The following is a 7762-nucleotide window of genomic DNA, read 5'->3' on the forward strand; positions in this document are numbered from 1 at the left end:
GGGGGTGATCGGTTTCGACAGCGTGAGTCGAGTGAGGTGAAGCGGGCCGAGGAAGGCAACGATGATCTCGTTAACCATCCGTTGCAAAAAAATCAAGTGCCGACAACAAGCGCACTGACTTCGCCCTCGCCGCCTGAGCGAGTAAGGAGTCCGTCAGCCCGGGAATCCTCCGACCCGGATCCTGACGTCAGCTAGGAGGATCACCGAGAGGTCCGGTCGCGGGACCTCGAGGGACATCTCACAGCGACTGGGCCCGTCACACCGGGGTGTCCGTGACAGCGGTGGGGCCGAGTAGAGATCTAACGGACTGCGCCCGGAGAAGCCCTCGCAAGGCCACGGTGGACGCGGGTTCAATTCCCGCCACCTCCACGTGTCACGCACGTGACGACAAGGGCCCCGCCTGATCAGGCGGGGCCCTTCTCGTCTCTCGGGGACGTCAACTCAGGTCAGCGGCTCGGCCCGTTCGACGGGGGCCTTGGCCCGGGTCTTGCGCTTGTCCGCCCGCTTGGCCGGCTTGTCGCGCGGTGGGGTGCCGGCCTCGGGCTGCTCGAGGTCCTCCCGCAGCCGGTCGAGTTCGCCCCGCAGGTAATCGCGGGTGGCGACCTCGCCGATGGCCACGCGGAGGGCGGCCAGTTCGCGGGCGATGAACTCGGTGTCGGCCTTGGTCTGGGCCGCGCGGGACCGGTCCTCCTCCAGCGAGATGCGGTCGCGGTCGTCCTGCCGGTTCTGCGCCAGCAGGATCAGCGGTGCGGCGTAGGCGGCCTGGGTGGAGAACGCCAGGTTGAGCAGGATGAACGGGTACGGGTCCCACTGGTAGCTGACCGCGACCAGGTTGAGCGTGATCCAGACGATCACGACCAGCGTCTGCCAGAACAGGAACGTGCCGGTGCCCAGGAACCGGGCCAGGCGCTCGGAGAACCGGCCGAACGTCTCCGGATCGATGTCCATGCTGAACCGGCGTCCGCTGCGCGGCTGGTCCAGCCGGCGCCGGGAGTGCGCCTCAGCCATGGGTCACCCCCCGGGCGGCGGGGGCCGGCTCGTCCTCGTCCAGTCCCTCGTCGCGCCAGTTGTCGGGCAGCAGGTGGTCCAGCACGTCGTCGACGGTCACCGCGCCGAGCAGGTGGTCCTCGTCGTCCACCACGGGCGCGCAGACCAGGTTGTAGGAGGCGAAGAACCGGGTGACGTCGGCGAGCGAGGCGTCGGGGGACAGCCGCGCCATCTCGGCGTCCAGCGCACCGGCGACCAGCTCGAACGGCGGCTCGCGCAGCAGCCGCTGGGTGTGCACGCAGCCCAGGTACCGGCCGGTCGGGGTGGCCTGCGGTGGCCGGCAGACGAACACCATCGACGCCAGCGCCGGAGTCAGGTCGGGGGACCGCACCCGGGCCAGGGCCTCGGCGATCGTCGCGTCGGGGGTCAGGACCACCGGCTCCGGGGTCATCAGGCCACCAGCCGACTCGGCCGAGTACTGCAGCAGCCGGCGGACCGGGGCCGACTCCTCGGGTTCCATCAGCCCGAGCAGCCGTTCCTGGACGCCCGGCGGCAGTTCCGACAGCAGGTCGGCCGCGTCGTCGGGATCCATCGCCTCCAGGATGTCCGCCGCCCGCGACTCGTCCAGGTGGGCCAGGATCTCCTGCTGGTCGTCCTCGCCCAGCTCCTGCAGGATGTCGGCGAGGCGGTCGTCGTCCATCGTGTCCGCGACCTCGTACCGCAGGGTCGGCTCCAGTTCGCGCAGGACGGCGGCCGCGTCCGCGGCGCGCAGCCCCTCCATCTGGGCGATGACCTGCTGGGAGCCCCGGATCGATCGACCGGTCAGTTCGGCCGGGCCGAGCCCCCGCACGTCCGGCCAGCTGACGATCTGCACCGGCGGGCGGCGCACCAGCCGCCGCGTCTTCTCCCGGACGGCGAGGCGGGCGACCACCCAGTCCCGGCTGCGGGTGCGCTCGATCGCGGCATCCACCACGATCGCCGAGGTCGCCCGGGCGGCCAGGTTGACCGTGACCCCCAGCAGCTGACCGATCAGCCGCAGCTCCATCGGTCGCTGCTCGAAGCGGCGCATGCTCACGTTGCCGGTGGACAGGGCGACGGCGTGCGACTCGAGGCTGCCGACCCGCAGCATCGGCACGAAGATGGGCCGGCGGGTCAGCAGCTCGACCACCAGGCCGAGCACCCGCGGCGGTTTGCGGTCCAGCCGCAGGGCCACCACGATGTCGCGGACCTTGCCGATCGATTCGCCGCCCGGGCCGAACACCGGCAGCCCGGCCAGCTGGGCGACGAAGACCTTCGCGGTGGGAGCCACGGGATCAGGTTAGGGCCCCGTCCCGCCCGGGCGGCGGCACCCTCGGCCCACCCCCGTCGCCGGGACATTCCCAGGGTGTTCACACGGCGGGCCCACGGTGTCGGCACCGCCGCGCTGCGTAGGGTTGCGGGTTGCCGATGCCTCTTCGGCGACGGACCGACCGGACCATCCGATCGGACCCACCCGATCAGACCACCCGATCAGACCACCAGATCACCCCCGAGGATGTTCGATGCGCGTCCGCGCCCTTGTCCTGGCCCTGCCCCTGGCGGTGGGCATCCTGCTCACCGGTTGCGCCTCCGGCGGCTCGTCGACGCCGACCAGCACCTCGGTGACGTCGACGCCGGCCACCCTGGGGCCGAGCGTGCCCCCGGCCACCGCCGTCGCCGCCCCGGTCCCGGCCGACCAGCTGCCGACCGCCAGCGGCGCGTTCGGCGAGAAGCCGACGCTGACCTTCCCGGCCGGGGACCCGCCGCCCAGCCTGCAGCGGGTGATCCTGTCCGAGGGCACCGGCCCGGTCACCACGAGCGGCGACTGGCTGGTCACCAACTACCTGGGCCAGGTCTGGGGCGGCAAGGTCTTCGACAACTCCTACGACCGCGGCTCCACCTCGGCCTTCCAGATCGGCGTCGGCAAGGTCGTCCCGGGCTGGGACGTCGGCCTGGTCGGGGTGCCCGTCGGCAGCCGGGTGATGCTGTCGCTGCCGCCGGCCGACGGCTACAAGGCGGCCGGCAACCCGAGCGCCGGCATCACCGGCACCGACACGCTGGTGTTCGTGGTCGACATCGTGGACGCCATCGGCCCGGACGCGGCCGGCCAGAAGGACGCCGAGGTGCAGCCGGCCCCGGCCAACGCCCCGCAGGTCAGCGGCGACCTCGGCAGCCCGGCGACGGTCACCGTGCCGGCCGGCACGCCCGAGCCGACCGCGCCGTCGGTCACGGTGCTGGCCAAGGGCACCGGCGCGCCGGTCCAGGCCGGCCAGGTGCTGGTGCAGTACGCCGCGGTGACCTGGACCGGGGAGGACGCCGGTTCGACCTGGACCAGCGCGTCCGGCCAGGGCGGCGGCCCGCAGGAGCTGCCGGGGGCCGCCGGCGGCCCGTTCGAGGGCATGGTCGGCGTGCCGCTGGGCAGCCGGGTGCTGGTCCAGGTTCCCGGCCAGACCGACCAGTCGACCGGACAGCAGCAGCCGGCGATCGCGGCCGTCATCGACCTGATCTACCAGACCACCGTCACCCCGGCGACGACGCCGAGCGGGTCGGCGACCCCCAGCGGATCCGAGGTGCCCGGCAGCGCCGAGCCGAGCGGGTCGTCCGCCCCGGGCAGCGCGGCGCCGACCGGCTGACCACCCGGTCGCCCGGCGATCAGTGGAAGACGCCCGGCGATCAGTGGAAGAGCGGGACGATCAGGTAGATGCCGTAGAGGGCGATCAGCCCGGCCACCCCGAGGCAGCCGTAGCCGGCCGCCCGCGCCAGCAGGTGGGGCCGCCCGCCGCCCGCCGGTGCGTGGGTCAGGGCGGCCACGCCCAGGGCGAAGATGCCGACGATGGAGATGGCCGCGACCACCGTGGTCACCGCGACCAGCCCGAGGGACGCCCAGTCGATCTTCATCCGGTCACCTCCCGGGGGGACGGGGTGGTCGGCTCGGGATCGGTCGGGTTGATGACCACGTCGCGCGCGTCGTTGACGTTGTCGGCCGACACCGGCGCGCGCCGGGAGATGGCGTAGATCGCCGCCGCTCCGGCCACCAGCCCGGCGAACACGATGACCAGGCCCAGCGTGCCGGTCCCGGCGATGGCGGCGGCGATCCCGCCGGCCAGCGCGGCCGCCGGCAGGGTCAGCAGCCAGCCGTAGACCATCCGCCGGGCGGTGCCCCAGCGCACGTCGGCCAGCTTGCGGCCGACGCCCGAGCCCATGATCGAGCCGGCGCAGACCTGGGTGGTGGACAGGCCGAAGCCCATGTGCGACGAGGCCAGGATGGCCGCGGCCGACGTGGTCTCGGCGGCCAGGCCCTGGGGCGAGGTGACCTCGACGATGCCCTTGCCCATCGTGCGCATGATGCGCCAGCCGCCCGAGTAGGTGCCCAGCCCGATGGCCAGCCCGGCGGTGACGATGACCCAGACCTGCGGTCCGGTGCCCGACTCCTGGTAACCGGCCGTGATCAGCACCAGGGTGATGACGCCCATCGTCTTCTGGCCGTCCGAGGTGCCGTGGGCGAGCGCGATCATCGATCCGGACACCGTCTGGCCCCGGCGGAACCACCCGACGGCGGGCTCCCGGTCCGCCCGCCGCATCCAGCGATAGACCAGGAACGTGGCCAGGCCGGCGGCCAGACCGGCCACCAGCGGCGCCATGATCGCCGGCAGCACGATCTTGGAGACGATGACGGAGAAGTTCACCCCGGCGGTGCCGGCACCGACCAGGACGGCGCCGATGAGCCCGCCGAACAGGGCGTGGGACGAACTGGACGGCAGCCCGAACAGCCAGGTGGTCAGATTCCACAGGATGGCCCCGACCAGCCCGGCGAAGATCATCACCGGGGTGACGACCGCGTCGTTGACGATGCCGCCGGAGATGGTCTTGGCCACCTCGGTGGACAGGAAGGCGCCGATCACGTTGAGGATGGCGGCGACCAGCACCGCGGTCCGGGGTGCGAACGCGCCGGTGGCGACGGAGGTGGCCATGGCGTTGGCGCTGTCGTGGAAGCCGTTGGTGAAATCGAATACGAGCGCGGTCAGCACGACCAGCGCCACCACGAACAGCGTCGTCGTCATCCAGGTCTTTCTTGAGCGAAGGGTCCGAGGTCGATGCGCAAGAGACGGGATCTTTTCCCGAACGCCGGGTGGCGGCACGCCGTCGTTAGGGTGAACGGGTGACCAACACGCGGACAGTATCCCGGGCCGCGCGAATCCGCGACGTGGCCGGCCTGCTGGCCCGGCTGGTGCTGGCCGGGGTGTTCCTGGTGTCGGGCGGGATCAAGGCCTGGGACGCCCGGGAGACGATCGTCGCGGTCCGGGCCTATCAACTGCTGCCCGATTCGCTGGTCGGTACCGTGGCCGCGATCCTGCCCTGGTTCGAGCTGGCCCTTGGCGTGTTGCTGCTGGTCGGGCTGGCGACCCGGCTGGCCGCGATCCTGGCCGGCGTGGTGATGGTGACGTTCATCGCCGCGGTGGCCTCGGCGGCGGCCCGCGGGCTGTCCATCGACTGCGGCTGCTTCGGCGGCGGCGGGGAGGTCGCGGCCGGTCAGACCGCCTACACCGAGGAGATCCTGCGAGATCTGGCGTTCCTGGCCCTGGCGGTGTACCTGGCGGTGCGGCCGGACACCCCGTTCTCGGTGGACCGGCTGGTCCAGCGGCGGGCGACGGACCCGCGGTAGTCCCGGCATAGTGGTGGCGGCGTGACGAACCGGTGGCAACCGCCCCGGTGACGGGAACCGGACAGCGACGAAGAAGACGGCGAGGACAGCGCGGTGGCGCAATCGGGCGCAGGCAAGAACGGACAGGGTCGGAGCGGCGGGAGCGGCGCCGGGCAGGGGGGCGGCAAGGCCGCCCCCAAGGGCAAGAGCGGGGCGAGCGGCCGGCAGTCGGTCGCGGCGGCGCGGCGCTCCAGCCCCGGCAACAACCGGACCCAGCTCATCATCGGCGGCATCGCCATCGTGGTGATCATCGCGATCGTGGTCTTCGGGGTCGTGCTGAACCGCCAGCAGACCGCCACCCAGGCCGACGGCTACGGCGGCTCCACCCAGTCGGTCGCCACCGCGTCGGCGGACGGCGTGGTGACGGTCACCAAGCCGGGCAGCACGCCCAAGGCGACGATCGACGTCTACGAGGACGCCATGTGCCCGGCCTGCGCCGAGCTGGAGCGGCAGTTCGGGCAGCAGATCGCCCAGCAGATCGACAACGGCAACCTGACCGTGAACTACCACATGGTCGACTTCCTGAACCGGCTGTCGCCCTCCGGTGACTACTCCACCCGGGCGGCGGGCGCGCTGCTGTGCGTCGCGCAGGATTCGGGCACCCAGCCCGGCGTCTACATGGCGCTGCACTCGGCCCTGTTCGACTCGGCCAACCAGCCCGAGGAGAACGGTTCGACGGACCTGTCCAACCAGCAGCTGGCCGACCTGGCCAAGACGGCGGGGGCCACCGAGCAGGCTCAGACCTGCATCTCGTCGGGCACCAACACCCAGGCGGCGGCGGCCGCGGCGGCCACCTTCATGACCAACCTGGGCACGATCACCGGCGGCCGGGCGGGCACCCCGACGGTGGTCCACAACGGCGCTCCGGTCACGCTGAACACCGATTGGCTGTCCACCCTGGTGGCCTGATTAGGAACCGCTGCCGGAGCTTGCTACGCTGTTCCGGCAGCTTGGGGCTGTGGCGCAGCTGGTAGCGCACCACACTGGCAGTGTGGGGGTCAGGGGTTCGAGTCCCCTCAGCTCCACCGCACAGGGCCGGTCGTTCCGTTCGGAACGGCCGGCCCTTTCGGTTGTTCGAGGCCGGATGCGGGCCCTTCCGGCCGACCCGGGTCGGGCAGCAGGGCGGCCGTGACGGCCGCCGCCGTGCTCCGGGACGCCCTGCACGCGGTGCTGGGCCCGGCCGGCTCCGGGACGACGCCGGGGGTCCGGTCGGGGGTCTGACCCGGGGCCGGAAACTCGGGACCCCCCTCACGCGGTGTTCTACGCCTCGTCGGATTAAGCTCTGGTGGTCACGGCATGCACGTGGCATGTGAACCAACCCTGCGAGCGCCGAACCGCTGGAGGCTCCACTGTGACCGCAGTAGCACCCCGTCCCGTGGTGACCCGGCCGTATCCGGTGCAACGGGCGCCCCGCGGCGCCAAGTTCCTGCAGTACCTGCACACCACGGACCCCAAGGTCCTCGGCGTCATGTACATCGCGACCTCGTTCGCCTGGTTCATGCTCGGCGGCCTGATGGCGCTGTTCATGCGGGCCGAGCTGGCGCAGCCGGGCATGCAGTTCCTCTCGCCCGAGCAGTACAACCAGCTGTTCACCATGCACGGCACGATCATGCTGCTGTTCTATGCGACGGCCGTCGTGTTCGGGTTCGCCAACTTCGTGCTGCCGCTGCAGATCGGCGCGCCGGACGTGGCGTTCCCCCGGCTGAACGCCTTCTCTTACTGGCTGTACTTCTTCGGCGCGCTGATCGCGGCGTCCGGCTTCTTCACCCCGGGCGGCGCGGCCGCGTTCGGCTGGACCGCCTACGTGCCGCTGTCCCTCGAGGCGAACTCGCCCGGCGTCGGCGGCGACCTGTGGATCATGGGCCTGGCCGTCTCCGGTCTCGGCACCATCCTCGGCGGCGTCAACATGATCACCACGGTGATCTGCATGCGGGCCCCGGGCATGACCATGTGGCGCCTGCCGATGTTCACCTGGGCCATCTTCATCACCTCGATCCTGATCCTGATCGCGTTCCCGATCCTGACCGCCGCCCTGATGGGCATGGCCTCGGACCG

The 7762-nt window shown here is 71.8% G+C and carries 8 protein-coding genes, 1 tRNA gene and 1 other RNA gene; 6 read left to right on the forward strand and 4 right to left on the reverse strand.

Features of this window, described 5'->3' with window-relative positions; all coding sequences use genetic code 11:
- Nucleotides 1-372: a transfer-messenger RNA gene (gene ssrA, locus ACOJUF_RS06025) on the forward strand.
- A 69-nt stretch (nt 373-441) separates the two neighbouring features.
- Here ssrA and ACOJUF_RS06030 read toward each other — a convergent pair.
- Nucleotides 442-1008, reverse strand: a complete 567-nt coding sequence (locus tag ACOJUF_RS06030; RefSeq protein WP_420120959.1) for a DUF1003 domain-containing protein — start codon at nt 1006-1008, stop codon at nt 442-444.
- Entirely contained in the window at nt 1001-2296 is a 1296-nt protein-coding gene (locus ACOJUF_RS06035; RefSeq protein WP_420120960.1) for a magnesium transporter MgtE N-terminal domain-containing protein, read from the reverse strand. Before ACOJUF_RS06035 ends, ACOJUF_RS06030 begins: the two co-directional genes overlap by 8 nt.
- 232 nt (nt 2297-2528) lie before the next feature.
- On the opposite strand from ACOJUF_RS06035, the gene ACOJUF_RS06040 reads away from it, so the two are divergent.
- A complete protein-coding gene (locus ACOJUF_RS06040; protein ID WP_420120961.1) occupies nt 2529-3638 on the forward strand; it encodes an FKBP-type peptidyl-prolyl cis-trans isomerase in 1110 nt (369 codons plus the stop codon).
- A 40-nt stretch (nt 3639-3678) separates the two neighbouring features.
- Here the strand turns inward: ACOJUF_RS06040 and ACOJUF_RS06045 are convergent, their stop codons facing one another.
- Both ACOJUF_RS06045 and ACOJUF_RS06050 read right to left on the reverse strand, forming a co-directional pair.
- A complete protein-coding gene (locus tag ACOJUF_RS06045) occupies nt 3679-3903 on the reverse strand; it encodes a hypothetical protein (RefSeq protein ID WP_420120962.1) in 225 nt (74 codons plus the stop codon).
- Nucleotides 3900-5066, reverse strand: a complete 1167-nt coding sequence (locus ACOJUF_RS06050; protein ID WP_420120963.1) for an inorganic phosphate transporter — start codon at nt 5064-5066, stop codon at nt 3900-3902. The genes ACOJUF_RS06045 and ACOJUF_RS06050 overlap by 4 nt, the downstream gene beginning before the upstream one ends.
- Before the next feature lie 98 nt (nt 5067-5164).
- On the opposite strand from ACOJUF_RS06050, the gene ACOJUF_RS06055 reads away from it, so the two are divergent.
- From ACOJUF_RS06055 to ACOJUF_RS06070, 4 genes are all read left to right on the forward strand, one after another.
- A complete protein-coding gene (locus ACOJUF_RS06055) occupies nt 5165-5668 on the forward strand; it encodes a MauE/DoxX family redox-associated membrane protein (RefSeq protein WP_420120964.1) in 504 nt (167 codons plus the stop codon).
- A gap of 93 nt (nt 5669-5761) precedes the next feature.
- Nucleotides 5762-6616 carry a DsbA family protein gene (locus ACOJUF_RS06060; protein WP_420120965.1) on the forward strand — a complete coding sequence of 285 codons (855 nt, stop codon included), beginning with the start codon at nt 5762-5764 and terminating at the stop codon, nt 6614-6616.
- 43 nt (nt 6617-6659) lie between these two features.
- Nucleotides 6660-6732 (forward strand) — tRNA-Ala (locus ACOJUF_RS06065).
- Between the two features lie 326 nt (nt 6733-7058).
- The coding region (locus ACOJUF_RS06070; protein WP_420120966.1) for a cytochrome c oxidase subunit I at nt 7059-7762 on the forward strand (704 nt) is incomplete at its 3' end.

The organism is Nakamurella sp. (assembly GCF_048594475.1).
Taxonomy (GTDB): Bacteria; Actinomycetota; Actinomycetes; order Mycobacteriales; family Nakamurellaceae; genus Nakamurella.

Bases quoted from the DNA above. Each gene is read 5' to 3' on its own strand.
- ACOJUF_RS06045 (WP_420120962.1), bottom strand. From the start codon at position 3,903: ATGAAGATCGACTGGGCGTCCCTCGGGCTGGTCGCGGTGACCACGGTG.
- ACOJUF_RS06040 (WP_420120961.1), top strand. From the start codon at position 2,529: ATGCGCGTCCGCGCCCTTGTCCTGGCCCTGCCCCTGGCGGTGGGCATC.
- ACOJUF_RS06030 (WP_420120959.1), bottom strand. From the start codon at position 1,008: ATGGCTGAGGCGCACTCCCGGCGCCGGCTGGACCAGCCGCGCAGCGGA.
- ACOJUF_RS06050 (WP_420120963.1), bottom strand. From the start codon at position 5,066: ATGACGACGACGCTGTTCGTGGTGGCGCTGGTCGTGCTGACCGCGCTC.